Source organism: Bradyrhizobium sp. NP1, assembly GCF_030378205.1.
Classification (GTDB): domain Bacteria; phylum Pseudomonadota; class Alphaproteobacteria; order Rhizobiales; family Xanthobacteraceae; genus Bradyrhizobium.
In genome coordinates, this window is the sequence record NZ_CP127385.1 from 3,500,567 (window position 1) to 3,526,693 (window position 26,127).

The 26,127-nt window shown below is 64.9% G+C and carries 24 protein-coding genes; 19 read left to right on the plus strand and 5 right to left on the minus strand.

The features are described 5' to 3' along the window. Positions 1-29: 29 nt before the first annotated feature. The gene (locus tag QOU61_RS16735) at positions 30-881 is read right to left on the minus strand and encodes a tetratricopeptide repeat protein (RefSeq protein ID WP_289660548.1); all 852 of its coding nucleotides are present in this window, start codon (positions 879-881) and stop codon (positions 30-32) included. A gap of 267 nt (positions 882-1,148) precedes the next feature. Between QOU61_RS16735 and QOU61_RS16740 the strand changes: the two genes are divergently transcribed. The 3 genes from QOU61_RS16740 (at position 1,149) to QOU61_RS16750 (ending at position 6,123) form a co-directional block, all read left to right on the plus strand. Further along, positions 1,149-3,287, plus strand: coding sequence for a class I SAM-dependent methyltransferase (locus QOU61_RS16740; RefSeq protein WP_289660551.1), 2,139 nt, complete (start codon positions 1,149-1,151; stop codon positions 3,285-3,287). A gap of 570 nt (positions 3,288-3,857) precedes the next feature. Next, the gene (locus QOU61_RS16745) at positions 3,858-5,540 is read left to right on the plus strand and encodes a porin (protein WP_289660554.1); all 1,683 of its coding nucleotides are present in this window, start codon (positions 3,858-3,860) and stop codon (positions 5,538-5,540) included. A 142-nt stretch (positions 5,541-5,682) separates the two neighbouring features. Further along, the gene (locus QOU61_RS16750; RefSeq protein ID WP_289660557.1) at positions 5,683-6,123 is read left to right on the plus strand and encodes a DUF3617 domain-containing protein; all 441 of its coding nucleotides are present in this window, start codon (positions 5,683-5,685) and stop codon (positions 6,121-6,123) included. Positions 6,124-6,240: 117 nt separating this feature from the next. On the opposite strand, the gene QOU61_RS16755 is transcribed toward QOU61_RS16750, so the two are convergent. Next, complete coding sequence (locus QOU61_RS16755) at positions 6,241-8,418, minus strand: lytic transglycosylase domain-containing protein (protein WP_289660560.1); 2,178 nt, start codon at positions 8,416-8,418, stop codon at positions 6,241-6,243. Between the two features lie 262 nt (positions 8,419-8,680). Here QOU61_RS16755 and dapA point away from each other — a divergent pair, with 262 nt between their 5' ends. The 4 genes from dapA to QOU61_RS16775 are packed head-to-tail and all read left to right on the plus strand — an operon-like array spanning position 8,681 to position 11,106. Then, the gene (dapA, locus tag QOU61_RS16760; RefSeq protein ID WP_289660561.1) at positions 8,681-9,571 is read left to right on the plus strand and encodes a 4-hydroxy-tetrahydrodipicolinate synthase; all 891 of its coding nucleotides are present in this window, start codon (positions 8,681-8,683) and stop codon (positions 9,569-9,571) included. Positions 9,572-9,615: 44 nt separating this feature from the next. Continuing rightward, entirely contained in the window at positions 9,616-10,032 is a 417-nt protein-coding gene (gene mscL / locus QOU61_RS16765) for a large conductance mechanosensitive channel protein MscL (protein ID WP_289660563.1), read from the plus strand. Position 10,033: 1 nt separating this feature from the next. Then, entirely contained in the window at positions 10,034-10,507 is a 474-nt protein-coding gene (gene smpB / locus QOU61_RS16770) for an SsrA-binding protein SmpB (protein WP_289660566.1), read from the plus strand. 17 nt (positions 10,508-10,524) lie between these two features. After that, positions 10,525-11,106 (plus strand): peroxiredoxin, encoded by a 582-nt coding sequence (locus QOU61_RS16775; protein ID WP_289660569.1) that lies wholly within the window; start codon positions 10,525-10,527, stop codon positions 11,104-11,106. Positions 11,107-11,263: 157 nt separating this feature from the next. On the opposite strand, the gene QOU61_RS16780 is transcribed toward QOU61_RS16775, so the two are convergent. Both QOU61_RS16780 and QOU61_RS16785 read right to left on the minus strand, forming a co-directional pair. Beyond that, positions 11,264-11,917, minus strand: coding sequence for a uracil-DNA glycosylase (locus tag QOU61_RS16780; protein WP_289661560.1), 654 nt, complete (start codon positions 11,915-11,917; stop codon positions 11,264-11,266). Between the two features lie 13 nt (positions 11,918-11,930). Beyond that, on the minus strand, positions 11,931-12,563 hold the full coding sequence (locus QOU61_RS16785; RefSeq protein ID WP_289660572.1) for a LabA-like NYN domain-containing protein: 633 nt from the start codon (positions 12,561-12,563) through the stop codon (positions 11,931-11,933). Between the two features lie 349 nt (positions 12,564-12,912). On the opposite strand from QOU61_RS16785, the gene rpoZ reads away from it, so the two are divergent. From rpoZ to QOU61_RS16835, 10 genes are all read left to right on the plus strand, one after another. After that, positions 12,913-13,305, plus strand: coding sequence for a DNA-directed RNA polymerase subunit omega (rpoZ, locus tag QOU61_RS16790; RefSeq protein ID WP_079603537.1), 393 nt, complete (start codon positions 12,913-12,915; stop codon positions 13,303-13,305). A gap of 375 nt (positions 13,306-13,680) precedes the next feature. Then, positions 13,681-15,978, plus strand: coding sequence for a RelA/SpoT family protein (locus QOU61_RS16795; RefSeq protein WP_289660579.1), 2,298 nt, complete (start codon positions 13,681-13,683; stop codon positions 15,976-15,978). 29 nt (positions 15,979-16,007) lie between these two features. Beyond that, complete coding sequence (locus tag QOU61_RS16800) at positions 16,008-16,769, plus strand: pyridoxine 5'-phosphate synthase (protein ID WP_289660581.1); 762 nt, start codon at positions 16,008-16,010, stop codon at positions 16,767-16,769. Further along, on the plus strand, positions 16,766-17,185 hold the full coding sequence (gene acpS / locus QOU61_RS16805; RefSeq protein ID WP_289660583.1) for a holo-ACP synthase: 420 nt from the start codon (positions 16,766-16,768) through the stop codon (positions 17,183-17,185). The genes QOU61_RS16800 and acpS overlap by 4 nt, the downstream gene beginning before the upstream one ends. A 245-nt stretch (positions 17,186-17,430) precedes the next feature. Further along, positions 17,431-18,192 carry a signal peptidase I gene (lepB, locus tag QOU61_RS16810; RefSeq protein WP_289660586.1) on the plus strand — a complete coding sequence of 254 codons (762 nt, stop codon included), beginning with the start codon at positions 17,431-17,433 and terminating at the stop codon, positions 18,190-18,192. After that, positions 18,189-19,031 carry a ribonuclease III gene (gene rnc, locus QOU61_RS16815; RefSeq protein ID WP_289660590.1) on the plus strand — a complete coding sequence of 281 codons (843 nt, stop codon included), beginning with the start codon at positions 18,189-18,191 and terminating at the stop codon, positions 19,029-19,031. Before lepB ends, rnc begins: the two co-directional genes overlap by 4 nt. Further along, complete coding sequence (gene era / locus QOU61_RS16820; protein ID WP_289660593.1) at positions 19,024-19,950, plus strand: GTPase Era; 927 nt, start codon at positions 19,024-19,026, stop codon at positions 19,948-19,950. The genes rnc and era overlap by 8 nt, the downstream gene beginning before the upstream one ends. Positions 19,951-19,953: 3 nt before the next feature. Further along, on the plus strand, positions 19,954-20,334 hold the full coding sequence (locus QOU61_RS16825; protein WP_289660596.1) for a hypothetical protein: 381 nt from the start codon (positions 19,954-19,956) through the stop codon (positions 20,332-20,334). Between the two features lie 120 nt (positions 20,335-20,454). Next, on the plus strand, positions 20,455-21,198 hold the full coding sequence (gene recO, locus QOU61_RS16830; RefSeq protein WP_289660599.1) for a DNA repair protein RecO: 744 nt from the start codon (positions 20,455-20,457) through the stop codon (positions 21,196-21,198). A 152-nt stretch (positions 21,199-21,350) separates the two neighbouring features. After that, complete coding sequence (locus tag QOU61_RS16835; protein ID WP_289660602.1) at positions 21,351-21,626, plus strand: hypothetical protein; 276 nt, start codon at positions 21,351-21,353, stop codon at positions 21,624-21,626. A 53-nt stretch (positions 21,627-21,679) separates the two neighbouring features. Here the strand turns inward: QOU61_RS16835 and QOU61_RS16840 are convergent, their stop codons facing one another. Continuing rightward, positions 21,680-22,666: an ABC transporter substrate-binding protein gene (locus QOU61_RS16840; protein WP_289660605.1), complete on the minus strand. Its 987-nt coding sequence runs from the start codon at positions 22,664-22,666 to the stop codon at positions 21,680-21,682. Between the two features lie 180 nt (positions 22,667-22,846). On the opposite strand from QOU61_RS16840, the gene parC reads away from it, so the two are divergent. Next, complete coding sequence (parC, locus tag QOU61_RS16845) at positions 22,847-25,102, plus strand: DNA topoisomerase IV subunit A (protein WP_289660608.1); 2,256 nt, start codon at positions 22,847-22,849, stop codon at positions 25,100-25,102. 90 nt (positions 25,103-25,192) lie between these two features. Next, positions 25,193-26,122 carry a cation diffusion facilitator family transporter gene (locus QOU61_RS16850; protein WP_289660611.1) on the plus strand — a complete coding sequence of 310 codons (930 nt, stop codon included), beginning with the start codon at positions 25,193-25,195 and terminating at the stop codon, positions 26,120-26,122. The last annotated feature ends 5 nt before the right edge of the window (positions 26,123-26,127 follow it).

A 26,127-nucleotide genomic window follows, 5' to 3' on the forward strand; every position in this document is an offset into this window, starting at 1 on the left:
CGCACCAGGCGGTGGCGGCTGAGCGGCCGTCAATTCCTGTCGACGCGCAGGAATTTTGCAGCATGGGCCGGTCGAAGGAAGAAACGGCCGTGCGGGGCCGCGGCAAGCGCCAGCATCGCGCGGCCCGCGAGTTGCGGCGCAGTCCGCGCCGCCGCGCGCAGAGCCGCTTCGCCGGCGTCGCGCTCACCCATTTCCAGGAGACATTTGCCGAGATTGATCCGGGTGTCGGCGTCGTCGGGCTGCAGTCCGAGCGCATGCCGGTAGAGATCGGCGGCGGGCGCATATTCACCGTCCAGCACCATCACCTTGGCGAGCGCGACCAGCGCGTCGTGCCGCTGCGGCGCCGCGTCGCGCACGCGCAGGAACAGCGCGCGCGCCCTGGTGCGCTCGTTCCGCTTCAGATGCAGATAGCCGAGCGCCATCAGCAGATCGACATGACCGGGCACGAGCGCCAGCGCGCTTTCGAGCAGGGGGACGGCCTCGTCGAACCGTCCCGTTTTCGACAGTTGGCCGGCAAGTTCGAGAAACGCCGGCGGAAATGGGGGCCGCCGAGCCGTCGTCCGGCGCAGTTGATCCAGCGCCTCGTCGTCTCGTCCGGCGGCAGCCAGCGCCACCGCAAGCAGCGTTTCGGTTTCCGGGTCGTCGCTGCGCCGCGCGGCGCGCTGCAAGGGATCGATCGCCTCGCTGGCCCGGCCCTGCATCAACAGCGCGCGCCCGACGACCTGCGCGGCGAGGATATTGCCGCGGTTCGATTTGAGCACGGGGAAGGCGAGGCGCTCTGCCTGGTCGGGGCGTTGCATCTGCAGCGCGATGATCGCCTGTTCCAGCGCCTGGGGGATCGGGCTCGCCCTTTCGGGCGCTGAAGGCGGACGCTTCGACATCGGTCTCGACAACAAACAAGATCGCGCCGGCTGAACGCTGGATGAGTCGGCGGCTCAACGCATGCTGAGCGTCAGCCCGGCGACTTCTGACGCAATCGCCGGCCTTATGCAATAGCGGGGCGCGTTACGCCTTTTCGGCCGTGAAGGCCTTCCGCCGCTCGTGGCGGGTTTGCTTTCGCCGAAATTTCGCGGTTATCCTGTGGGCCAGAGGGCGCAAAAAGCGTCCCAGCGAGTCCGGGGTCAAACCCGGCTGCCGTGAGGTACTTGGTGAAGAGGAAACGTCCTGAAGTCGCCGCGACAAGCGGCGGCGAAGCAATGCTGTTCGAGCAGGCCTTGGTCTTGCACCGGGCGGGCAATCTGCTGCCGGCAGAACGGGCCTACCGTGACGTGCTGATGCTCAATCCGCGCCACGCCGGGGCACTGAGCCATCTGGGGGTGCTGGCCCATCAGGTTGGCCGCGTCCGCGACGCTGTCGCGTTGCTGCGGCAGGCGCTCGACGTGACACGCCGCGATCCGCAAATCCATTTCAACCTGGCGCTGGTGCTGTCGAGTTTCGGACAGGACGACGAGGCGATCGCTCACAATCTCAAGGCCCTGAAGATCAAGCCCGACTATGCCGACGCCCATACCAACATGGGCGCACTCCTGCTCCGCAAGGGGCAGACGGAGGAGGCGATCAGGCATTTCAATCGTGCGCTGCTGTTTGCTCCATCAGGCGCCGCGCGCGAGAACCTCGTCAAGGCGTTGTTTGCGGCCGGAAGAAATGGCGAGGCGCTCGGTTTGGTGCTTGACGCGCTGTCAAAGGGGGATAGCGAGGAACTGCGAAAGCTTTTCACCGTCATCGTGCGATCGATCGCGGCGGCCGGTGTTCCTGACCTGCCGCGTTTCGAGCATTTTTTGATCCGCGCCATGCAGGAGGCGTGGTGCCGGCCGCGCTATCTTGCGGGCACCGCGGCTGCCTTGCTGCTCAGGACGCCATCCATCACGGCACTGCTTCACGACATCGACCAGTCGGGCGCGGAGGGGCCATCGGCATTTCGGAAGATCGACGGCGACAGACTTGCGGCGCTTGATGACCACAGGCTGCTTCACGTCCTGCTGGTGGAGACGCCGAATGCGTCACTGCCGCTGGAACGCGTGCTGACGGCCGTGCGGCGGACGCTCCTCGAAAGTTTGGCAGGCGATTTGACGCGAGCTGAAGACAGCGGCTTCCTTGCCCTGCGCGCGGCGCTGGCGCGTCAGTGCTTCCTCAATGAATACGTCTTCGCCATCGAGCAGGAGGAAAACGCGCAGGCCTGTCGTCTCCGCGAGGCGGTTGCGGAAGCGTTGGCTGCGGAGCAGCCGGTATCGCCGCAGACGCTTGCAACGCTTGCAAGCTATTTTCCGCTGCACTCGATTCCCGGTGCCGAGCGACTGGCGCTGAGCACGTGGCCCGAGCCCGTCCGGCAACTGGTGGAGCAGCAGGTCATCGAGGTCGAGAACGAGCGGAAGGGCAGGGAGAGCATCGTCCGGCTCACACCGATCACGGATGCGACGTCGCAGCTTGTCCGCGAGCAATACGAGCAAAATCCCTATCCGAGATGGGCGAAGACGATCACCAACACCAATCCCGTCTCGGTCGATCAATACATTCGGACGCGGTTTCCCGGCGTTCGCTATCAGAACATCGACCGTGGCGATGTCGATTTTCTGATCGCAGGATGTGGAACGGGTATCCAGGCCGTCGAGCGCGCGCGGCAATTCAGGCTTCGAACGATCCTCGCGATCGATCTCAGCCTGAGCAGCCTGAGCTACGCGGCGCGGAAGGCGCATGAAGCGGGGATAACGAGTCTGGCGTTCGCTCAGGCTGATATCCTGAATGCGCAGGCGATCAATCGCCGGTTCAGCGTGATCGACTCGGCTGGCGTGCTGCACCATCTTCGTGATCCGCTCGATGGCTGGCGCAAGCTGATCGATCTGCTGGAGCCGAATGGCCTGATGCATATCGGGCTCTACAGCGCAAAGGCGCGCGCAGCGATCCGCGCGGCGAGGGAGATGATCACGGATGCTGATGTCGGTGATTCCGAACCAGCCATCCGCTCCTTCCGACAGCAACTCGCGGGATTGCAGCCGGGCAGCCCGCTTGCCGATATCGCCGGCTTTCCCGACTTCTACACGTTAAGCGAATGCCGCGATCTGCTGTTTCACGTGCAGGAACATCAGTTCGAGATTCCGGAGATCGCTTCTTTTCTGGCCGCACACCGGCTGAACTTTCTCGGTTTCGAAACCTCATCGATCGACGCCTACCGGCAGCGGTTCCCGGAAGACGGATCTGCCGCCGACCTCGAACGCTGGCACATTTTCGAAACAGAACGTCCGGCGACGTTCAGGGGGATGTACCAGTTCTGGGTTCAGAAACAGGGCTAAGCACCTGTGCCCTGTCATGTCGCGCCTCTCCTTTATATTAGGACGCGACTCGAAGGCGTGATCGGGCCAAGCAGGTGGTTTCGTAGCGCTTCCAGGCCCTTTCGCGAGCTGGCCTTCGCTGCCCCGAGAATCACGCTGACGATCACGCGATTCGAAGCGGCTCCGCGCCGCTCGCGTTCGGAGTCGCATTCGCCGCTTCAGCGCCACGATCTCGTGGGCAAAACATGGCTTCTAGAAATCAATTATAGAACAATGGGTTAGATGAGCGGCGACTTCACGACTGCGTGTTATTTGTGCAACACCCTTTTAAAAACGGTCGGAACAGGTCCGTTTGGCTCGGTTCCTTTATTGCCTGTGCATTGCCCTTCGGTAATTCTGACCCTGCGACGGAGGGGGGCATCCCGAGGTCGTCCCGTATTAGGTGGTTCGCTTAAGTCCCTCGCGTTCTCGCGGGTGTGTCCGAAGGCGCGAAGCGGCTAAGCGGTGGGATTAGGGACTAGGGAACCAACCTTCGGGTGTCTTCACCCAGCGGATGAGATCCTTCCCTTAGAGCAACTTGGAGGTTTAGCAATGAAGATGGTTAAGAGCCTACTCCTCGGCTCAGCGGCGGGACTCCTCGCCATGAGCGGAGCACAGGCAGCCGATCTTCCCGTGAAGGCCAAAGCGGTCGAATACGTGAGGATCTGTTCGCTGTACGGTGCCGGTTTCTTCTACATTCCGGGCACTGATACCTGCATCAAGCTGGGTGGTTATCTGCGCGCTGACTTGACGATCAACGGCGCGATCTATGACGGCCCGTTCTGGAACGGCGAAGGCGCGATCCGCGACCGTTACGCCAACTTCTACAACGACCGTTCGCGCTTGGCGCTGACGATCGACACGCGCACCGCGACCGAGTACGGCGTGGTTCGCACCTTCGGTCAGGCTGACTTCCAGTTCTCGACCTTCGGCGCGACCAGCAGCATCGGCACCGCGGCCGCCGTGTTCCCGTCGGCGTCTGTCGGCCAGGTGAACAACGACACCGCCGGTAACGGCTACACCGCGGTGGAAATGGTGTTCATCCAGTTCGCCGGCTTCACCTTCGGTAAGTCCGCTTCGGCGTTCTCCACGCCGTGGCATGGCTATCCGGGCAACAACTCGTCGTTCCTGATCGGCGGCTTCGACACGGTCACCGGCATCAACAACGTCCAGTACACCTGGCAGTTCGGCAACGGCGTGTCGGCGACCTTGGGTGTTGACGACTCCAGCGCCAACGCCTTCAACCGCACGCAGATCCTCAATACCGTGGGTGGTGCGGCCGGTGGTTCGATCGGCGCCACTGGCGCGGCCACGGCTTTCGTCACCGGTGTCGGCACCGCTTACGGCGGCACCTCCGCCCCTGACATCGTCGGCAACGTTCGCGTCGATCAGGCCTGGGGTCTGTTCCAGATTTCGGGCGCCCTGCATGACAACCATGCGGGCTACTTCCAGAATACAAACGGGCCGTCCACTGCCTTGGGTGGCGCGAGCCAGGTCGGTGCAATAGCTAACGGTCACCCCGACGACAAGTGGGGCGGTGCGGTGTCGGCTGCGTTGCAGATCAAGAACATCCCGACCGGTCCCGGCGACGATATCAAGATGGATGCGACCTGGTCGCTCGGTGCGTCGAAATACGTGCTGGCGACGAGCTCGCCGACTCCTTCGGCCTTCGACATCCTCAACAGCAACAAGCTCGCGATGGGCGTCACGACCGACTCGATCTACTCGGGCCAGAGCGGTATTAACGGCACCGTCTTCAACGGGAACAACTTGACCCAGCAGCAGCTGACCCGCGGTTGGGGCTTCCGTGGTGCGTTCAACCACAACTGGGATCCCTACTGGTCGACCAGCTTGTTCGGCGGCATCGCCGGCCTGAGCTACAACTCGACGGCGAAGACGCTGTATTGCAACGCCTACTCCTCGACTGCGGGCATTGCGATTGGTGGCACCAACAACGTCACCACGGGTGCTGCGGCTAACCCTGCCGGGTTCCTGGCGGGTTCGACCTGCGATCCGGGCTTCACCATCGGAATGGTCGGCCTCGTGACCCGCTGGACCCCGGTCAAGAACCTGACGTTCAGCGCCGAAGTGCTGTACGCCAATCTGCACACCAACATGAAGGGTGCTGCTAACTTCCCAACGCCGTCAACGGCTCTGCCGCTGCCGGCCGGGGTCTACACCTTCGGCGACAACGGGACGACGTCGCTCAACCTTCGCGTTCAGCGCAACTTCTGATCCTGGTCGTCTAACGACGCTCTAGGGGAAACCCCGGCGGGAAACCGCCGGGGTTTTTCTTTGCCGGTGAGGGATGCGAAATGCCGGTGGCCCGCGTGGCGCACGTCGATTAACAAGAGCAAGCCGATGCAAGGAGGGCTGAATGACCCGGTTCGGATACATGCTGATGCTCTGCTCGATCGTGGCGACGACCGGCGGGGTCGCCGCCGATCAGCTCATCGAACCCGGGCAGTGGAAGGTCACCTCCAGCACCGTGGTCAACGGCGCCGCCACACCGCCGCAGGTGAAGGCGCGCTGCCTCTCCCCGGAGCAGGCCGAAGATGTCGCCAGGACCTTTGGGCCCCAGTCGGGCACCATCAACTCCACCTGCGAACCGGCGCAGTATGAAACGAATGGACGAACGCTGAGGTGGCGCCTCCAGTGCAGGGGGCAACTTGATATGGACGTCGGTGGCGATTTCAACTTCGACAGTCCGCAGCACTACACGGCGACCATCACCTCCAGGGGCCGGATGGCTGGCGCGCTGGTCAGCGACCTCAAGACCGAGCTGGAAGCCGACCGCATCGGCGAATGCACTCAGTAGGTAGCTGATCGGAAACGGCCGCGCTTCGGTCCGTGCCCGGAGCAGGCGCTTGCACTGCGATCGCGCCGGAAGGCAACACGCCGGCAGCCGCGCCGCGATCATGCCAGAGGATGCCGCCTATTCCAGGCTTGCCCCACGACGAAGGTCCGCCTCGATCTGCAGCCGCGTGCCGCCGCCGAATCGCGCGCGGTAGACCTGCAGGTTCTCCATGATCCGCTGCACGTAGTTGCGGGTCTCCGAGAAGGGGATGAGCTCCACCCAGTCGACGGTGTCGACCTTCGGATCGCGCGGATCGCCATAGCGCTCCACCCACTTTTTCACGCTGCCGCGGCCTGCATTGTAGGCGGCGAACGTCATGACATAGGACCCGCGGTAATCCTCCAGCAGACCGCCGAGCTCGGCGGCGCCGAGGGCGGCGTTATAGACCGGGTCCGTCTTCATGCGGGCGAGATCGAAGGCGACGCCCGCCCGCTTGCAGACATAGCGGCCGGCTTCCGGCGTGACCTGCATCAGCCCATAGGCCTGCGCCGGCGACACCACGGCCGGGTTGAAGGCGCTCTCCTGCCTGGCGATGGCATAGACGACGCTTTGCTCGACCTCCGGACCGATCGACCTGAAGGAGGGAATGCCGGTCGCCGGATAGGCGTAGAAATCGAACGGCAGTCCGCGGTTCAGCGCCGCCTTGCCGAGCAGCAGCATGCCGCGGGCGTCGCCGTGGCGGGAAGTCAACTCGCCGAGCCCCACCAGGGCGTCCGGATCGCCGTTTTCGCCCATGTCGGCGAGCATGGGAATCGCGAGCTCGCCTTCATCCAGCTCGTAGAGCAGCTGCGCGGCCCGCACGATCTCAAGCCTTTCGACGCCGCGCGAGCGGGCGGCCGGCGTGCCGTTGAGCGCAAGCTGGGGCAGGCCGAGCTTTGCGCGCGCCAACTGGCCATAATAGCTGGTCGACTGTTCCGCCGCGGCCGTATACGCGGCACGGGCCTCCTGGGCGCGGCCCGCGGCTTCCGCGGCGCGGCCCTGCCAGTAGCCTGCGCGCGCCAGCGCGGTCGGATTGACGCTGCCGACGCCGATTCGCGCGAAATGCTGCGAGGCCACCGCCGGGTCGTTGAGGAAACGAAGTGCGATCCAGCCGGCGGTGAATTCCTGCTCGGTCTTGTAGATATCCCGGTTGGGCAGCGCCGCATCGCGCGCGATCAGGTAGGCGGTGCGAGGCTCGCCGACGTCGATCATCTTGCGCGCCAGCAGACGGCGCTCGATCCACCATTCATCGACGTTGTGAAGGCGGGCCGGATCCTTCGGCGCGCTCAACATGAGCTGTCCGGCCTCGGCGAATTTTTCCTCACGCCGCAGCAATTGGATCCTGCTGAAGAGGTAGCCGGTATCGCCATGCAGTTCGCGCGGGACCGCTTCCAGTAGCGCCCTCGTGTTCGCCGCCTTCTTCACGGCGGCAAGGCGCGCCTTCGCGAGCGCAACATAGCCCGCGCCGAGACGTTTTGCCGCGCGCATGGCGGCTGCTTCGTTCTCGGTGGTGTACAGCAGCGTGTCCATCCGCGCCTTGTGGTCGCCTGGCGTCACCAGCGCGCCGAACAGATCGAGTGCCGCGTTCTCGGTGTCCTCCGACATCGGATCGCTGCGCCAGGCTTCACGCACCAGCCTCTCGGCGTTGGCCTTGTCGCCGCGCGCCAGCATGGCGCGCGCAAGCACGAAGCGACCCTTCGCCGACAGCGGCGACTCGTTCTCGAACCAGGACCAGACGACGGCGTCTTCGCGCTTGTCGTCCCATAGCGCCGCCTCGAGCCGCTTGCGCAGGAAGGTCTGCGACGGCCAGCTCGGATTGGCGGCGAGGAAGGCGCGGTAACGCTCGACGCTGGCATTGTTGTTGTCGCTGCGCAGGATGATCCATTCCGCCAGCTTTTTTGCCACCGGGTCGGAAATCGCGGCTTCGAGCTGGGTGGCGTCGTCAGGCTTGCGGTTGCGCACGAGCTCGATGACGTTCTCGAGGGCGTCGGTATCGGCTTTCGATGTCGATGAGGTCGCAGCGATCGCGGCCGGCACGGTCGGTTTGCGCGCCGGCAACGCGGCACGTTGACGGAGGGAAGGGGCGGTTGCCGCCCCCGCAGCCGGCGGCACCGCGGACGTCTGCCTCGCCGGCTCCTTCGGCGTAGCAGTCGCGACATTCGTCTTCGGAACGACATTGCGCGCGATCGGCCGCGGCTTGGGCAAGGGAACCTTCGCCGCCCATGCGTCGGCCGCCAGGCATGTCACGTCGAGCGCCAGCATCAGGCTGGTTGCCATCGCCGTCGATCGCAAAGCGGCTACGCGGATGAAGGGATTCACTGCGCTCCCCGACGGCGAATCATTCGGTCGCCAAACTACTACTGGATTGAATATGTGGACAAAATGCTAATCACGCGGCGGTGCGGGGCTGTCTGCACCAACACAGCGGCAAAATCGCGGCCCCGGGCTGGGCTGCGGCCTTTCGTCGGGCGACCAGACCCGATATGAATGGTCTTTCGCGCGAAAGCCGTGCCGCAAGCCACGCGTTTGGAGAAAGTCCATGGCAGCCAAGACCAAGTTCCGGGGGTCCTTTACCGCCCTGGTGACGCCCTTCAAGAACGGTTCGGTGGATGAGGGCACCTTCCGTTCGCTGGTGAATTGGCAGATCACCGAAGGCACCCACGGCCTCGTGCCGGTCGGCACAACCGGCGAAAGCCCGACGCTGAGCCATGACGAGCACAAGAGGGTGGTCGAGTGGTGCATCGCGGAGGCAAAGGGCCGCGTTCCCGTGATCGCCGGCGCCGGTTCCAATTCGACCAAGGAAGCGATCGAGCTTGCCGAGCACGCGGAAGAGGCCGGCGCCGACGCCGTGCTGGTGGTGACGCCCTACTACAACAAGCCGACCCAGGAAGGGCTGTACCAGCACTTCAAGGCGATCAATGACGCGATTGGAATTCCGATCATCATCTACAACATCCCGCCGCGCTCGGTGATCGACATGTCGGTCGACACGATGAAGCGGTTGTTCGAATTGAAGAACGTCGCGGGCGTGAAGGATGCCACCGCGAGCATGGTGCGGGTCTCGCAGCAGCGCGCGGCGATGGGCGAGGACTTCAATCAGCTTTCCGGCGAAGACGCCACGGTGATCGGCTACATGGCCCATGGCGGCCATGGCTGCATCTCCGTGACCGCGAACGTCGCGCCGCGCCTGTGCTCCGAGTTCCATGTCGCCTGGCAAAAGGGCGATCATGCGACGGCGCTGAAGCTGCACGACAAGCTGATGCCGCTGCACACCAACCTGTTCATGGAGTCGAGCCCCGCGCCGGTAAAATACGCGCTGTCGCTGCTCGGCAAGATCGAGGAGAGGCTGCGCCTGCCGATGGTGCCGGTGTCGGAGCCGACGCGCGTCGCGGTGCGCAATGCCATGGTCCATGCCGGCCTGATCAATTAAGAGGCGGCTGCGCAATCTTCGTTTGCCGGACGGAGCGAGGGGACATGCTGAAGGAATTTCGCGAATTCGCCATGAAAGGCAATGTCGTCGACCTCGCGGTCGGCGTCGTCATCGGCGTGGCCTTCGGCGCCATCGTGAATTCGCTGGTCGGCGACATCATCATGCCGCTGATCGGCGCGGTCACCGGCGGGCTCGATTTCTCCAACTATTTCGTGCCGCTGGCCAAATCGGTCACAGCGACCAACCTGGCCGATGCGAAGAAGCAGGGCGCCGTGCTGGCCTATGGGAGCTTCATCACGCTGACCCTGAACTTCATCATCATTGCCTTCGTGCTCTTCATCGTCGTTCGTCTCATGAACCAGTTGAAGCGCAAGGAGGCGGCGGCGCCGGCCGCACCGGCAAAGCCGACGCGCGAGGAAGAACTCCTGACCGAGATCCGTGATCTCCTGAAGAAAAGCTAAAGTGGCCACCAAGAACGAGCGCCCGATCAAGGTCGTCGCCGAAAACCGCAAAGCGCGCTTCAACTACGCGATCGAGGACACGGTCGAAGTAGGCATTGCGCTCACCGGCACCGAGGTGAAGTCGATCCGCAACGGCAAGACGACGATTGCGGAGTCCTACGCCGACTCCAAGAACGGCGAAATCTGGCTGATCAACGCCAACATCCCGGAATATCTGCAGGCGAACCGCTTCAACCACGAGCCGAAACGGCCCCGCAAGCTTTTGCTGCACCGCAAGGAGATCAACAAATTGATCGGCGCGGTCGACCGCGAGGGCATGACGCTGATCCCGCTCAAGCTTTATTTCAATGAGCGGGGCCGCGCCAAGCTGTTGCTCGCGGTGGCGAAGGGCAAGAAGCTGCACGACAAGCGCGAGAGCGAGAAGAAGCGCGACTGGAGCCGGGAGAAGGGCCGCCTGCTGCGGGCGCGCGGATAGGACAAGCCGAGGCGACGATGAACCAGAGAAACCTGCTTGAAGTGGACTGGAGCAAGATCCCGGCACCCACCGATGATGGCGGTGCCGCACATCTCAAGGGCATGGCGGTTCCGCCGATCAGCCTGCTCGCGACCAACGACACGTCGGTCACGTTGTCGGCGCTGCCCGGGCGCACGGTCGTGTTCGGCTATCCCCGCACTGGCGAACCGGGCAAGATCGCGCTGGTCGACGACTGGGACATGATTCCAGGCGCGCGGGGCTGCACGCCGCAGACCTGCGCCTTCCGCGACCTGTTCGCCGAGTTGAAGGCCGCAGGCGCAGCCCAGGTCTTCGGCCTGTCGACGCAGAGCAACGACTATCAGGCCGAAATGGCGGCGCGGTTGCATCTGCCGTTTCCAGTGCTGTCGGACGAGAGACTGGAACTGACCAGGGCGCTCAAGCTGCCGACCATGGAGGTCGCGGGGCTGACGCTGATCAAGCGGCTGGCGCTGATCATCGACAGCGGACGCATCACCCATGTGTTCTACCCGGTGTTTCCGCCGGACCGGAACGCCGGCGACGTGCTGGAGTGGCTGCAGGAAAACCCCGTCAAAACCTAGTGTGGCGGTGCAGAAGTCCGCATCATTGCCGCCGCAAGTTCGTCATGCGGACTTCTGAACCAAAGCCACACCAGATCAATAAGTTGCTAGTGTCCGTTCGATTACGAAGTTCGCAAACGAGGGGCCGCAGAATGATGCGAACTTCGGAATCGGGACACTAGCCCAGATCGGCGCGCACGGCCGCGAACACGCGGCGGAACATGTCGGGCGTCAGCACGCCCGTGTTGGTGTTGTAGCGCGAGCAATGATAGCTGTCGTACAGCTTGAAGCCGCCGGCCGGATGGATTGCGCCATGCCCGAACGGCGCCGCCGCGCTCTTCACGCCCAGCGCCTTCAATAGCGAATCATGCGCGACCCGCCCCAGCGCGACGATCGCGCGCAGGTTCGGCATGGTTTCGATGGTCGCGGCGAGGAAGGGCCGGCAGGCGTTGATCTCGGCCGGCAGCGGCTTGTTCTGCGGCGGCACGCAGCGCACCGCGTTGGCGATCCGGCAGTCGACCAGCCGCAGCCCGTCGTCCGGGCTGGCGCGATAGGTGCCCGCGGCAAAGCCGTAGTCGAGCAGCGTCGCGTAGAGCAGGTCGCCGGCATAGTCTCCGGTGAAGGGACGACCGGTGCGGTTGGCGCCTTGCAGACCCGGCGCCAGCCCCACGATCAGGAGCCGGGCGTCGGCATCGCCGAAAGACGGTACCGGCGAATTGAACCAGGCCGGCTCGCGCGCACGCGCCTCCTCGCGGAAGGCCATGAGTCTGGGGCAGAGCGGGCAGTTCCGGTTGGGTTCGGTGACGAGGGCAGCTGGCGGGGAGCCCGCCAGCGCCGCATTGCGCTCATTCGTCGAAATCGTCTTCGCCCCTCGGCGCCATCGTGGTGGCGCGATGCAGGAATTGCGGCGCGTGGTGGCGCGACTCGCGCTCGCGCGGGGGCGGGCGTTCGGACGGATCGCGGCCCAGCTTGGATTGCAGCTCGACCAGATCGGTGAACACGTCGGCCTGCCGGCGCAGTTCGTCGGCGATCATCGGCGGCTGGCTCGATATCGTGGAGATGACGGTGACGCGCACGCCGCGCCGCTGCATGGCCTCCACCAGCGATCGGAAATCGCCGTCGCCGGAGAACAGCACCATCTGGTCGATGTGCTCGGCGAGTTCCATGGCATCGACCGCAAGCTCGATGTCCATGTTGCCCTTGACCTTGCGCCGGCCGCTGGCGTCGATGAATTCCTTGGTCGCCTTGGTGACGACGGTGTAGCCGTTGTAGTCGAGCCAGTCGATCAGCGGACGGATCGAGGAATATTCCTGATCCTCGATGATCGCGGTGTAGTAGAACGCGCGCAACAGCGTCCCGCGGCTCTGGAATTCCTTCAGCAGGCGCTTGTAGTCGATATCGAAACCGAGCGTCTTGGCCGTTGCATAGAGGTTGGCGCCGTCGATGAAGAGCGCGATCTTGTTGGAAGAAGTGGACATTCGGTTTCTCGCATAGTTGTTGCTAGTCGTTTATTGGCGCGGCGGCAGTCGATCCGCGCATTTTCACGCACTGCCAGAATCCTCCCAAATCGGATCGGTCGGACGCTACCGCAGATTAGGGAGGTTCAGGGCAATAAAAGTATAGTCTTGATGTCGCAATGAAGCGTTTTCTTGTCCAAATGCCGTGTCCCGCGGCTTTGGATGCTCCGGCCCATAGGCCCCGGCGAGGGGGTTAGCAGAGGGTGTTGCCAGGGCCAAATCACAAATTGATCTTGCGAAACGGCCCCGAGAGCTATAACTAGCGCTCATAATCCGCATTTCTGGTCCCATTTAACGAAAGCGACAGGCGATGGCGCGCGTCACTGTGGAAGATTGCATCGACAAGGTCGACAACCGTTTCGACCTGGTTTTGTTGGCCGCGCACCGCGCTCGGATGATCTCGTCAGGCTCACAACTTACGATTGATCGGGATAATGACAAGAACCCGGTCGTCTCGCTACGGGAAATCGCCGACTCGACCATTTCTCCCGAAGATTTGCGTGAAGAGTTGGTTCACTCGCTGCAGAAATTCGTTGAAGTGGATGAGCCGGAGCCCGATACCGTGCCGCTGATCGGTTCGGCTGGCGCCAGCGTCGATGCCGACGACACCGAAGTCGCAGTCGAGCGCATGACCGAGGAGGAACTGCTCAAGGGCCTCGAAGGTCTCGCCCCGCCGGAAGAGCAGCCTGAAGAGGACGAGTGAGCCGGCCGCGGGCCGCTTCCCGGAAATTCCACAAGGCCCGGACCATGGTCCGGGCCTTTGCTTTTGCCGGCCGCCGCGATCGGGGCGCCGCTGGCGATCGGCCTCGTCCGTCTCCAAATGATCGGAACGGCGCCGGGATTTGGCGCCGGTGAAGCGGATTTGACCTCCGCCGCCCCCCTTGCGGGGCCTTCTTGACGCGAACTCAAATCCGAAGCTTCACCGGCATCAGCGCTTTGCTGGTGGTCCTTTAATTCTAACATTCGCGAAAGTGCCTCCCAAAGTGGCGAGCGAATGTTAGAATCACGTCGTCAGGCTGAGCTTTTTTAAGGGATGCCCCGTAACAGAGGTGTCCCGGACGTTGAGAGCAGTGATCCGATGGCGTATTGGCGCCGCAGCCCACCGCAGATGCAGGCCGCGACCGAGCAGGTCGCGGTGGCGCCATCGTCGTCCTCGCTTCCCGCGAAGCCGGCAAAGCCGGCGCGCCCGCGGATGATGCGGCAATACGACCTGGTCGAGCGCGTCCGCTCCTACAATCCGAACACCAACGAGGACCTGCTCAACCGCGCCTATGTCTACGCCATGAAGGCGCATGGCTCGCAGACCCGCGCCTCCGGCGACCCCTATTTTTCACACCCGCTCGAGGTCGCCGCGATCCTGACCGGGCTGAAGCTCGACGACGCCACCATCGTGGCGGCGCTGCTGCACGACACCATCGAGGACACCGAGGCGACCCGGGCCGAGATCGACCAGGTCTTCGGACACGAGATCGGCGCGCTGGTCGAGGGCCTGACCAAGCTGAAGCGGCTGGAGCTGGTCTCGCGCGAGGCCAAGCAGGCCGAGAACCTGCGCAAGCTCCTGCTCGCCATCGCCGACGACGTCCGCGTGCTCCTGGTCAAGCTTGCCGATCGTCTCCACAACATGCGCACGCTCGAATTCGTAGCCCCGGCCTCGCGCCGGCGCATCGCCGACGAGACGCTCGACATCTATGCGCCGCTCGCCGGGCGCATGGGCATGCAGGAGATGCGGGAAGAGCTCGAGGACCTTTCCTTCCGCACGCTCGATCCGGAGGCCCATGCGGTCGTCACGCAGCGGCTCGACGCGCTCGCCGAGCGCAACCGCAACCTGATCGGCGAGATCGAAAGCCAGCTCTCCAAGAACCTGCGCAGCAACGGCCTCACCGCGCGGGTCTATGGGCGGCGCAAGCGGCCGTTCTCGATCTGGACCAAGATGCAGCGCAAGTCGGTGGGCTTCGAGCAACTCTCCGATATTTTCGGCTTCCGCATCGTGATGGGTGATCTGGAGGCCTGCTATCGCGCGCTCGGCGTCGTGCACACGACCTGGCCGGTGGTGCCCGGGCGCTTCAAGGATTACATCTCGACGCCGAAGCAGAACGACTACCGCTCGATCCACACCACCGTGATCGGCCCGGGCAACCAGCGCGTCGAGCTGCAGATCCGCACCGAGGAGATGGACAAGATCGCCGAGTTCGGTATCGCGGCGCACGTCTTCTACAAGGACGGGGTGGGTTCGCCGACCGAGCTCCTGAAGCGCGAATCCAACGCGTTCGCCTGGCTGCGCCACACCATCGGCATCCTCTCGGAAAGCGCCAATCCGGAGGAGTTCCTCGAGCACACCAAGCTCGAGCTGTTCCACGACCAGGTGTTCTGCTTCACCCCGAAGGGCAAGCTGATCGCGCTGCCGCGGCAGGCCAACGTCATCGATTTCGCCTATGCGGTGCACACCGACGTCGGCAACAGCGCGGTCGGCTGCAAGATCAACGGCAAGTTCGCGCCATTGTCGTCCGAGCTTCAGAACGGCGACGAGGTTGAGGTCCTGACCTCGCAGGCGCAGTCCGCGCCGCCCTCGGCGTGGGAGTCGCTCGCGGTGACCGGCAAGGCGCGCGCGGCGATCCGGCGCGCCACCCGCACCGCCGTGCGCGACCAGTATGCGGGGCTCGGCCGGCGCATCGTCGAGCGCCTGTTCGAGCGCGCCAAGATCGACTATGCCGACGACAAGCTGAAGGGCGCGCTGCCCAGGCTGGCGCGTGCCTCGATCGACGACGTGATGGCGGCGGTCGGCCGCGGCGAGATGAAGGCCTCCGACGTCGCCCGCGCGATGTATCCCGACTACAAGGAGGAGCGGGTCGCCCGCTACGGCGGCAAGAAGAGCCTCGCGGTGAAGCTGAAGCTCAAATCGCCGCCCGAGCCTACACGCAGCCCGTCGGCGATCCCGATCCGGGGCATCAACTCCGACCTGCCGGTCAAGTTCGCCCCGAACGGCGGCGCCGTGCCGGGCGACCGGATCGTCGGCATCGTCACCCCGGGCGAGGGGATCACCATCTATCCGATCCAGTCGCCTGCGCTGAAGGATTTCGAGGAGCAGCCGGAGCGCTGGCTCGACGTGCGCTGGGATGTCGATGAGACGACCCCGCAGCGCTTCCCGGCGCGCATCCGCATCGACAACGTCAACGAGCCCGGCAGCCTCGCCCAGGTCGCCACCGTGATTGCCGAGCACGACGGCAACATCGACAATATCAGCATGCACCGCCGCTCGCCCGACTTCACCGAGCTGACCATCGACCTCGAGGTCTATGACCTCAAGCATCTCAGCGCTATTATCGCTCAGTTGCGCGCAAAGGCCGTGGTCGCCCGGGTCGAGCGCGTCAACGGGTAGTCCTGCCTGTCCGCCTGAGAGTCCTGGAAATGCCTAATCCCTTGCCGCTTCGCCTCGGCGTCAATGTCGATCACGTCGCCACCCTGCGAAATGCCCGGGGAGGGCCGCGCCCCGATCCGGTGCGCGCGGCGCAGCTCGCGATCGCGGCCGGCGCCGACGGCATCACGGCGCATCTGCGGGAGGACCGGCGCCATATCCGTGACGTCGACATGGCCCGGCTGAAGGCCGAGATCGCCAAGCCCCTGAATTTCGAGATGGCGGCAACCGAGGACATGCTGCGCATTTCGCTCGCAACCAGGCCGCATGCCGTGTGCCTGGTGCCGGAGCGGCGCGAGGAGCTCACCACCGAAGGCGGCCTCGATGTCGTCGGCCAGCACAATGCGCTGGCTCCCTTCATCGCCAGGCTCGGCGATGCCGGCATTCGCGTGTCCCTGTTCATCGCCGCCGACCCGCGGCAGATCGAGATGGCGGCCAAGCTGCGCGCGCCGGTCATCGAGATCCATACCGGGGCCTGGTGTGACGCGGTCGTCGACGGGCACGTCGAGAAGGCGGAGGCCGAATGGCGGCGCATCGTCGCCGGCGCAAAGCTCGCCCGCGCGGCCGGCCTGGAGGTGCATGCCGGCCACGGCCTCGACTATGCGACCGCGGAGACGATTGCCGGACTGCCCGAGATCGCCGAGCTCAACATCGGCTACTTCATGATCGGCGAGGCCCTGTTCGTCGGGCTCGGCGAGACGGTCAAGGCCATGCGCGCGGCGATGGACCGCGGCCGGGGCGGGATAGTTGCATGATCATCGGGATCGGCTCCGATCTGATCGACATTCGCCGCGTGGCGAAGGTGATCGAGCGGCACGGTGACCGCTTCCTCGACCGCATCTTCACCGAGGTCGAGCGCGGGAAGGCCACCCGCCGCGCCAGGAGCGAGAAGATGGTGGTGGCGACCTATGCCAAGCGCTTTGCCGCCAAGGAGGCCTGCTCGAAGGCGCTCGGCACCGGGATCAGGCGCGGCGTCTGGTGGCGCGACATGGGGGTCGTGAACCTGCCGGGTGGCCGGCCGACCATGGAATTGACCGGCGGCGCGCTGGCCCGGCTGCGCGAGCTGACGCCGGCCGGGTTCGAGGCCAGGATCGACCTTTCCATCACGGACGACTGGCCGATCGCGCAGGCCTTCGTCATAATTTCGGCGGTGCCGGCAGGCAATTCCTGATGCGGGCGGCCGATTCGGAGGCTGGAACAAAAATCCGTTATATTTCAATGGATTGTCTAGTTTTGATGAGACGGTTGATTGCGCGTCTGCCAACAACCGTCTAAAGATCGCCCAAGGGCTGGTTCGGGGTTCTCCCGGAACCGGCCCTCATTGACAGAATTGGACCAATTCCTTGAGGCGAGGCAGCGCGCCATTCGCGAAAGGAAGATGTTCTGCCACAGGGTCGCGACGGGGATTGGATAACGATGAGCGTGACTTCAGGGACGAAAACCGAAAGCGGCCTGGGCGAAACCATCCGCGTCGTCATCCATGCCCTCTTGATCGCGCTCGTGATCCGCACCTTCCTGTTCCAGCCCTTCAACATCCCCTCCGGCTCGATGAAGGCGACGCTGCTGGTCGGCGACTACCTGTTCGTATCGAAATATTCCTACGGCTACAGCCATTATTCGATCCCGCTGTCGCCGCCGTTGTTCTCGGGCCGCATCTTCGGCTCGGAGCCCAATCGCGGCGACATCGTCGTGTTCCGCCTGCCGAAGGATGATTCCACCGACTACATCAAGCGCGTGATCGGCCTGCCCGGCGACCGCATCCAGATGAAGGAAGGGCTGCTCTACATCAACGACGTGCCGGTCCAGCGCGAACGCATCAGCGATTTCATCGGCGAGGACCCCTGCGGGTCGTCGGACGCGACCGCGCGGGTGAAGCGCTGGAAGGAGACGCTGCCGAACGGCGTCAGCTACGAGACGCTCGATTGCGTCGACAACGGCTTCTACGACAACACCAACATCTACACGGTGCCGGCCGGCCACTTCTTCATGATGGGCGACAACCGCGACAACTCAACCGACAGCCGCGTGCTGTCGGCGGTCGGCTATGTGCCGTTCGAAAACATCGTCGGCCGCGCCCAGATGATCTTCTTTTCGATCGCCGAAGGCGAGCATGCCTGGATGATCTGGCGCTGGCCGACGGCAGTGCGCTGGAATCGCCTCTTCAAAATCGTGCGATGAACGACGAAACGCCCGACATCCAGACTGCGACGGCACGCGAGGCCGAGCCGCAAGCTCAGGCGCCAGCTCGTCAGAAAGCTGAAGGGCAGGAGGCTGCTGCCGCGCGCAAGCCGCCCCGGAAGAAGCGCGCCAAAAGCAGCGCGAAGGCTGCGACCGCGGCGATCGAGGCGCGCATCGGACACACGTTCGCCGACGCAAGCCTGCTCGCCACCGCCTTCACCCATGTCTCGGCGCTCAAATCCAGCCGCAAGCGCAGCGAGAGCTACCAGCGGCTGGAGTTCCTCGGCGACCATGTGCTCGGGCTGGTCGTGTCCGACATGCTCTATCGCGCCTTTCCGAGCGCGGATGAGGGCGAGCTCTCGAAGCGCCTTGCCGAGCTCGTGCGCAAGGAAAGCTGCGCCGACGTCGCGCGGTCGCTCGGGCTCGGCGACGATATCAAGCTCGGCGCGGTTGGCGCGGGCGCGGGCGCGCGGCTGCGCAAATCGGTGCTGGGCGACGTCTGCGAGGCGGTCATTGGCGCGATCTATCTCGACGGCGGACACGCGGCCGCGGCGGAGTTCGTCGCGCGCAACTGGACCGAGCGAATGCACAAGCCGCGCCGGCCGCTGCGCGATCCGAAGACGGTGCTGCAGGAATGGGCCCAGGGCAAGGGCCTGCCGACCCCGGTCTATCGCGAGGTCGAGCGCACCGGCCCGCACCACGACCCGCAGTTCCGTGTCGCGGTCGACCTGCCTGGGCTCGCGCCGGCCGAAGGCGTCGGCGGCAGCAAGCGCGCCGCGGAAAAGGTCGCGGCATCCGTGATGATCGAGCGCGAAGGCGTCGGCAGCAATGATGGCTGAGTCTGTCGGCGGCGCCGCGCCCGCCGAGACGCGTTGCGGCTTCGTCGCGCTGATCGGTGCGCCCAACGTGGGCAAGTCCACCCTGGTCAACGCGCTGGTAGGCTCCAAGGTCACGATCGTCTCGCGCAAGGTGCAGACCACGCGTGCGCTGATCCGCGGCATCGTGATCGAGGGCCACGCACAGATCATCCTGGTCGACACGCCCGGCATCTTCGCGCCGAAGCGCCGCCTCGACCGCGCCATGGTGTCGACCGCCTGGAGCGGCGCCCACGACGCCGATCTGGTCTGCGTGCTGCTCGACGCCAAGGCCGGGATCGACGACGATGCCGACGCCATCCTGGCGAGGGCAGCCGCGGTCGATCACGAGAAGATCCTGGTCATAAACAAGATCGATCTGGTGCCGCGCGAGAAGCTGCTGGCGCTGGCGAAGGCCGCCAATGAGCGCCTGCCGTTCGCGCGCACCTTCATGGTCTCGGCGCTGTCGGGCGACGGCGTCGCCGACCTGCGAGAGGGGCTCGCGGCGATGGTGCCGGCGGGGCCGTTCCTCTATCCGGAAGACCAGATGTCGGATGCGCCGATGCGACACCTGGCGGCCGAGATCACCCGGGAGAAGATCTTCGCCAAGCTGCATCAGGAACTGCCGTACCAGTCGACCGTCGAAACCGATAGCTGGACCGAGCGCAAGGACGGCTCGATCCGCATCGAGCAGACGATCTTTGTCGAGCGCGAAAGCCAGCGCAAGATCGTGCTCGGCAAGGGCGGCGCCACCATCAAGTCGATCGGGGCGGACGCGCGACGCGAGATCGCCGAGATCACGGGCTGCCTGGTCCACCTGTTTCTGTTCGTCAAGGTGCGCGAGAATTGGGGTGACGATCCCGACCGCTACAGGGAGATGGGGCTCGAGTTTCCCCGGGAATAGGCAATGAACGTACCCCGCAACGTGCTTTGGTTCGAGGCACTGCTTTATCTGTCGCTGACGCTCGATGCGCTCTCGGTCGCGTTCCAGGATCGGACGCCGAGCGCCGAGATGACGGAAGCCATGATCATGGTGGCGACCGTCATGGCCGGCGCGTTGATCCTGCTGCTCGTCTATTTCGTTTACCTCGCCGCCCGGCAGCGCAGGAACTGGCCGCGCTGGGTGCTTGCCGCCGCGCTCGTGTTGTCCGTGATCTCCCTGGTGCAGATCATCGGCGACAGCGGGCTTGCGCTCGACAGCGGCATCGAAATCGTCTCCTGCCTCCTGACCGCGGCCGGGCTCTATTTCTCGTTCACCGGCGACGCGCAGGGCTGGTTCAACGCGTAGGACGGCCGTTGCGTAGGGTGGGCAAAGGCGCGTTTCGCGCCGTGCCCGCCACGACGATGCGTATTGATCGGTTTGGTGGGCTCGCTTCGCTTAGCCTACCCTACGTGATACCTTTAGCCCATGGAATGGACCGACGACGGCATCGTGCTGGGGGTGAGGCGGCATGGCGAGAACTCCGCCATCGTCGAGCTCTTGACGCGCGAGCATGGCCGGCATCTCGGGCTGGTGCGTGGCGGCGCCGGATCGCGGATGCGGCCGCTCTTGCAGCCGGGCAACAATGTACGTGCGGTGTGGCGGGCGCGGCTCGACGAGCATCTCGGCACCTATGCGATCGAGGGCATGCGGCTGCGTGCGGCGACCTTCCTCGCGTCCTCCCACGCGGTCTACGGCGTCACGCATCTTGCGGCGCTGACGCGGCTGCTGCCGGAGCGCGATCCGCACCAGGACATCTATGGGATGCTGGAGCGGACGCTGGACGATTTCGACGATGCCGGGGTGGCCGCCATGCATCTCGTCCGCTTCGAGCTTGCGATGCTCACGGAACTCGGCTTCGGCCTTGACCTCGAAAACTGCGCGGCGAGCGGCGAGACCACCGACCTCGTCTATGTGTCGCCCAAATCGGGCGGCGCGGTGTCGCGCGCGGCCGGCGAGCCGTGGCGCGACCGGCTGCTGCCGCTGCCGGCGTTCCTGCGCGGCGCCGGTCACTGGTCGGACCAGGATTTGCAGGACGGTTTCCGTCTGACCGGACTATTCCTGCTGCGCCATGTGCTGGAACCGCGCGGGCAGGGCCATTCCGATGCGCGCGAAGGCTTCATCAATGCGGTGGTGAAGCGACGGGCACAGATGCTAGCGTCCTCGCGATGATGGCGCGCGGGTTCCACGGCTGCGCGCATCGCGTTTGCTCTGCGAATAACTGGTGACAGTTCTGTCGCGCCCACCACTTTAATTTGCGCGATTCAGACGCCTGTGATGCTCTGCAAGTGGGGTAGCACTGACTCTCTTTTCCTGGGGGCACTATGTTGTTGCGTGCAGTCGGCGCTGTGGTGCTGGCACTGTTGTTGTCGTCTGCTGTTACCTCGATCGCGTTCGCCGGCGGCGGCGCTCATCATGGCCTGGTGCACCGCGTCTCCTGTTCGGTGGTCCGCTATTACGTCGAGAAATACTCCGCCTCCATGGCCGAGACCTGGGCGCGCAGCCACGGCGCCACCGAAGCGCAGATCGACGCCGCGCGGCGGTGCCTGCGCGAGCAGCCTTCCGAGACGGCCCAAGCCACCCGGTGGGACATCCGATAGGACGAGTTCCATCAGCGGAACCCTTGGGGATCGTCGTCGCGCAGTCTGATGGCCTATTCGATGACCTCATCGGCGCGCAGCAGGATCGAGGTCGGCATGGTCACGCCAAGCAGCGCCGCGGTCTTCAGGTTGACGACAAGCTGGAAGCGCGACGGCCGCTCGACCGGCAGCGTCGCCGGCCGCTCGCCGTCGAGGATCTTGGCGACCAGGACTCCAGCCTGGAAGAACAGGTCGATCAGGTTGGTGCCATAGGCGAGGAGGCCGCCGACCCGCGCAAATTCCGGGTAGAACGTGATCGCAGGCAGCCGGCGCTGGATTGCGAGGTCGGCGATCAGTTTCGGATTGGTGCCGAACAGCGGCGACGACAGCACCAGCATGGCGTCCGCCTTCGCATCGACGCCATTGGCGAAAGCCGGCTCGAAATCGGCTGGCGACCGCACCGGCAAAACCTGCAGCGAGAGCCCGCGCGAGCGGGCTTCTTCCGAGACAGCGTCCGCCTGGTATTTGCCGGTCGCCGGATCCCAGAGCATCGCGGGACGGGCAAGGCCGGGCACCGCCTCAGAGAGGAGCTGCAGCCACTTCTTCGCAAAGTCGGGGAAGTCGAAGAACATGCCGGTGAGATTGCCGCCGGGGCGCGTGATGCTCTGCACCAGCCCAGCCTTGATCGGATCCGATTCAAGGTCGAGCGCCACGATGGGGATTGTCGGCGTCGCGGCCTTGGCGAGCCGCGTCATGGCGGGACCGACCGCAAACAGGACCTTGACGTCACGTTGCACCAGTTCGCGGACCAGCGGCTCAAACTGATCGGGATGCGACTCGCCGTTGCGGATCACGGTCGTGATGTTGCGGCCTTCCTCATAGCCCTTCGAGCGAAGCCCTTCCTGGAAGGCCTTGGCCCTGGGGATGCTGGCGGCGCCGATGCCTTCGTAGACGAAGCCGATCTCGATCGGTTTGGCAGTGCTCTGCGCATGGGCCAGGCTGAGCCGGACGAAGGGCAGGCCGAGGGCCCCGGCCAGGAAATTGCGACGCCGCACCAGCATATTGCCGCTCTCGAAGCGTTGGTCGGGTCTTCCTTAGCTTGGAAGAGGGGTTCGGGCTATGCCTCACGCCCGCGTTTCGCCGCAAAACCCCTGGAAATAGCGGCCTCCCCGGCGGCAAGGCGTGCGAGCGGGCATGATTCGCGCCTTGCCCGATTCACCCCGAAAGTCTAACCCGGTCGCATGGGAAAAACACTGATTCCGCCTGAACCGGCCGAGGTTCACGAGGTCCCGTTGCGCGAGGCGCTGGAAGAGCGCTATCTCGCCTACGCGCTGTCGACCATCATGCATCGCGCGCTGCCCGATGCGCGCGACGGCTTGAAGCCGGTGCATCGCCGCATCCTCTACGGCATGCGCCTGCTGCGGCTCGACCCGGGCTCCGCCTTCAAGAAATCAGCCAAGATCGTCGGCGACGTGATGGGCTCGTTCCATCCGCATGGCGACCAGGCGATCTACGACGCCATGGTGCGGCTCGCGCAGGATTTCTCCTCGCGCTATCCGCTGGTCGACGGCCAGGGCAATTTCGGCAATATCGACGGCGACAATCCCGCCGCCTATCGCTACACCGAAGCGCGGATGACCGATGTCGCGCGGCTGTTGCTCGACGGCATCGACGAGGACGGCGTCGAATTTCGCGCCAATTATGACGGCCAGTCGAAAGAGCCGGTGGTGCTGCCCGGCGGCTTTCCGAACCTGCTCGCCAACGGCGCACAGGGCATTGCGGTCGGCATGGCGACCTCAATCCCGCCGCACAATGCCGCCGAGCTCTGCGACGCCGCGCTGCACCTGATCGAGAAGCCGCAGGCGAAGTCGCGCGCGCTCCTGAAATGGGTCAAGGGTCCGGATTTCCCGACCGGCGGCATCGTCGTCGATTCCAAGGAAGCGATCGCGGAGGCCTACGCCACCGGGCGCGGCTCGTTCCGCACCCGCGCCCGATGGGAGAAGGAAGAGGGCTCGCGCGGCACCTGGGTCGTGGTCGTCACCGAGATCCCGTGGCTGGTACAGAAGTCGCGGCTGATCGAGAAGATCGCGGAGCTCCTGAACGACAAGAAGCTGCCGCTGGTCGGCGACATCAGGGATGAGTCCGCCGAGGACGTGCGCGTCGTCATCGAGCCGAAGTCGCGCTCGGTCGATCCGGAACTGATGATGGAATCGCTGTTCCGGCTCACCGAGCTGGAAACCCGGATCCCGCTGAATCTCAACGTGCTGATCAAGGGCGGCCGCGTGCCGCAGGTGCTGGGGCTCGCCGAAGCCTTGCGCGAATGGCTCGACCATCTGCGCGACGTGCTGGTGCGCCGCTCCAACTACCGCAAGACCCAGATCGAGCACCGCCTGGAAGTGCTCGGCGGCTATCTGATCGCCTATCTGAACCTCGACAAGGTGATCAAGATCATCCGCACCGAGGACGAGCCGAAGCCGGTCTTGATGAAGACCTTCAAGCTCACGGACATTCAGGCCGATTCCATCCTCAACATGCGCCTGCGCAACTTGCGCAAGCTCGAGGAAATGGAGATCCGCACCGAGGACAAGAATCTTCGTGGCGAGCTGAAAGGCATCAAGGCGCTGCTCGGCTCCGAGGCCGAGCAATGGACCAAGGTCGGCGAGCAGGTCAAGAAGGTCCGCGACATGTTCGGGCCGAAGACGCCGCTCGGCAAGCGCCGCACCACCTTTGCGGACGCGCCCGAGCATGATCTCGCCGCGATCGAGGAGGCCTTTGTCGAGCGCGAGCCGGTCACGGTCGTGGTTTCCGAAAAGGGCTGGGTGCGCACGCTCAAGGGTCATGTCGCCGATCTCTCGGGCCTGGCCTTCAAGACCGACGACAAGCTCGATCAGGCGTTTTTCGCCGAAAGCACCTCGAAGCTGTTGCTGTTTGCCACCAACGGCAAGTTCTATTCCCTCGACGTGGCGAAGCTGCCCGGCGGCCGCGGCCATGGCGAGCCGATCCGCATGTTCGTCGACCTCGACCAGGATGCGGCGATCGTGTCGCTGTTCGTCAACAAGGGCGAGCGCAGGTTCCTGATCGCGAGCTCGGAAGGGCAGGGCTTCATCGTCAAGGAAGAGGATTGCGTCGGCAACACCCGCAAGGGCAAGCAGGTGATGAACGTCACCATGCCGAACGAGGCGACCGCGATCGCCACAGTCGCCGGCGACACGGTCGCGGTCATCGGCACCAACCACAAGATGGTGCTGTTCCCGCTCGACCAGGTGCCGGAGATGGCACGCGGCCGCGGCGTGCGCCTGCAGAAATACACCAGCGCCTCGCTGTCGGACGTCACGACCTTCGATTCCAAGGAAGGGCTGACCTGGAAGGACTCCGCCGGCCGCGACCAGAGCATGAGCACCAAGGAATTGGCGGACTGGCGCGGCAACCGCGCCGATGCCGGCCGCCTCGCGCACGGCCTGCCCAAGTCGAACAAGTTCGGCAAGCCGATCGAGTAACCGTAAAACGGCTCAGTCCCGGGCTGTGATAGTATTCATCCGCCGTTGCGCTATATCCCCCGCCAGGGATCGCAGCGGCGGTTGTTTTTCATGGCGCATCACCACCACGATCATTCCCATGATCACGCCGGGCATGGCCATTCCCATGCACCGGCCGATTTCGGCTCTGCCTTCGCGGTCGGCGCCGCGCTGAACACGGCCTTCGTCGTTGCCGAGCTCGGCTTCGGCTATGCCGCGAACTCGCTGGCGCTGGTTTCCGACGCCCTGCACAACCTGTCCGACGTGATGGCGCTGCTGCTGGCCTGGGGCGGGGCCTGGCTCGCCCGCAGGCGGCCGACCGCGACGCACACCTATGGCTATCGGCGGGCCTCGATCCTGGCGGCGCTGGTCAATGCCGGCCTGCTCCTGGTCGCGGTCGGCGGCATCGCGGTCGAAGCCGTCAACCGCCTGCAGGCGCCGGCCGAGGTGGCGGGCTGGACCGTGCTTTTGGTCGCGGCGCTTGGCATCGTCATCAACGGCGGCACCGCGCTCCTGTTCATGCGCGGACGGCACGACGACCTCAACATCCGCGGCGCCTATCTGCACATGGCCGCCGACGCCGGCGTGTCGCTCGGCGTCGTGGTCGCCGCCGCGCTGATCATGCTGACCGGCTGGCAGTGGCTCGATCCCGCCATCAGCCTCGTCATCGCGGCGGCGGTGCTCGTCAGCGGATGGGGGCTGGCGCGCGACAGCGTCAACCTTGCGCTCGACGCGGTGCCCAAGGAGATCGAGCTCGCTGACGTCCATGCCTATCTGCGCGGGCTCGACGGCGTGCGCGAGGTGCACGATTTGCACGTCTGGGCGATGAGCACCAACGAGATCGCCTTGACCGTGCATCTGGTGCGGCCGGGCGGCCACGACGACGCCTTCCTGCACCTGGTCTGCGAGGAGCTCGCGCTTCGCTTCCGGATCGGCCACGCCACTTTGCAGATCGAGCAGAGCGGGGAGGCCTGCCGGCTTGCCCCGGCCGATCTGGTGTGAGACTG

Coding starts and splice junctions, on each gene's coding strand:
- QOU61_RS16795 (WP_289660579.1), top strand. CDS start 13,681: ATGGCGTATTGGCGCCGCAGCCCACCGCAGATGCAGGCCGCGACCGAG.
- QOU61_RS16850 (WP_289660611.1), top strand. CDS start 25,193: ATGGCGCATCACCACCACGATCATTCCCATGATCACGCCGGGCATGGC.
- QOU61_RS16735 (WP_289660548.1), bottom strand. CDS start 881: ATGTCGAAGCGTCCGCCTTCAGCGCCCGAAAGGGCGAGCCCGATCCCC.
- era (WP_289660593.1), top strand. CDS start 19,024: ATGGCTGAGTCTGTCGGCGGCGCCGCGCCCGCCGAGACGCGTTGCGGC.
- rnc (WP_289660590.1), top strand. CDS start 18,189: ATGAACGACGAAACGCCCGACATCCAGACTGCGACGGCACGCGAGGCC.
- QOU61_RS16800 (WP_289660581.1), top strand. CDS start 16,008: ATGCCTAATCCCTTGCCGCTTCGCCTCGGCGTCAATGTCGATCACGTC.
- QOU61_RS16775 (WP_289660569.1), top strand. CDS start 10,525: ATGAACCAGAGAAACCTGCTTGAAGTGGACTGGAGCAAGATCCCGGCA.
- recO (WP_289660599.1), top strand. CDS start 20,455: ATGGAATGGACCGACGACGGCATCGTGCTGGGGGTGAGGCGGCATGGC.
- rpoZ (WP_079603537.1), top strand. CDS start 12,913: ATGGCGCGCGTCACTGTGGAAGATTGCATCGACAAGGTCGACAACCGT.
- QOU61_RS16755 (WP_289660560.1), bottom strand. CDS start 8,418: ATGGCAACCAGCCTGATGCTGGCGCTCGACGTGACATGCCTGGCGGCC.
- QOU61_RS16840 (WP_289660605.1), bottom strand. CDS start 22,666: ATGCTGGTGCGGCGTCGCAATTTCCTGGCCGGGGCCCTCGGCCTGCCC.
- QOU61_RS16785 (WP_289660572.1), bottom strand. CDS start 12,563: ATGTCCACTTCTTCCAACAAGATCGCGCTCTTCATCGACGGCGCCAAC.
- QOU61_RS16745 (WP_289660554.1), top strand. CDS start 3,858: ATGAAGATGGTTAAGAGCCTACTCCTCGGCTCAGCGGCGGGACTCCTC.
- QOU61_RS16835 (WP_289660602.1), top strand. CDS start 21,351: ATGTTGTTGCGTGCAGTCGGCGCTGTGGTGCTGGCACTGTTGTTGTCG.
- acpS (WP_289660583.1), top strand. CDS start 16,766: ATGATCATCGGGATCGGCTCCGATCTGATCGACATTCGCCGCGTGGCG.
- mscL (WP_289660563.1), top strand. CDS start 9,616: ATGCTGAAGGAATTTCGCGAATTCGCCATGAAAGGCAATGTCGTCGAC.
- dapA (WP_289660561.1), top strand. CDS start 8,681: ATGGCAGCCAAGACCAAGTTCCGGGGGTCCTTTACCGCCCTGGTGACG.
- QOU61_RS16825 (WP_289660596.1), top strand. CDS start 19,954: ATGAACGTACCCCGCAACGTGCTTTGGTTCGAGGCACTGCTTTATCTG.
- lepB (WP_289660586.1), top strand. CDS start 17,431: ATGAGCGTGACTTCAGGGACGAAAACCGAAAGCGGCCTGGGCGAAACC.
- parC (WP_289660608.1), top strand. CDS start 22,847: ATGGGAAAAACACTGATTCCGCCTGAACCGGCCGAGGTTCACGAGGTC.
- QOU61_RS16750 (WP_289660557.1), top strand. CDS start 5,683: ATGACCCGGTTCGGATACATGCTGATGCTCTGCTCGATCGTGGCGACG.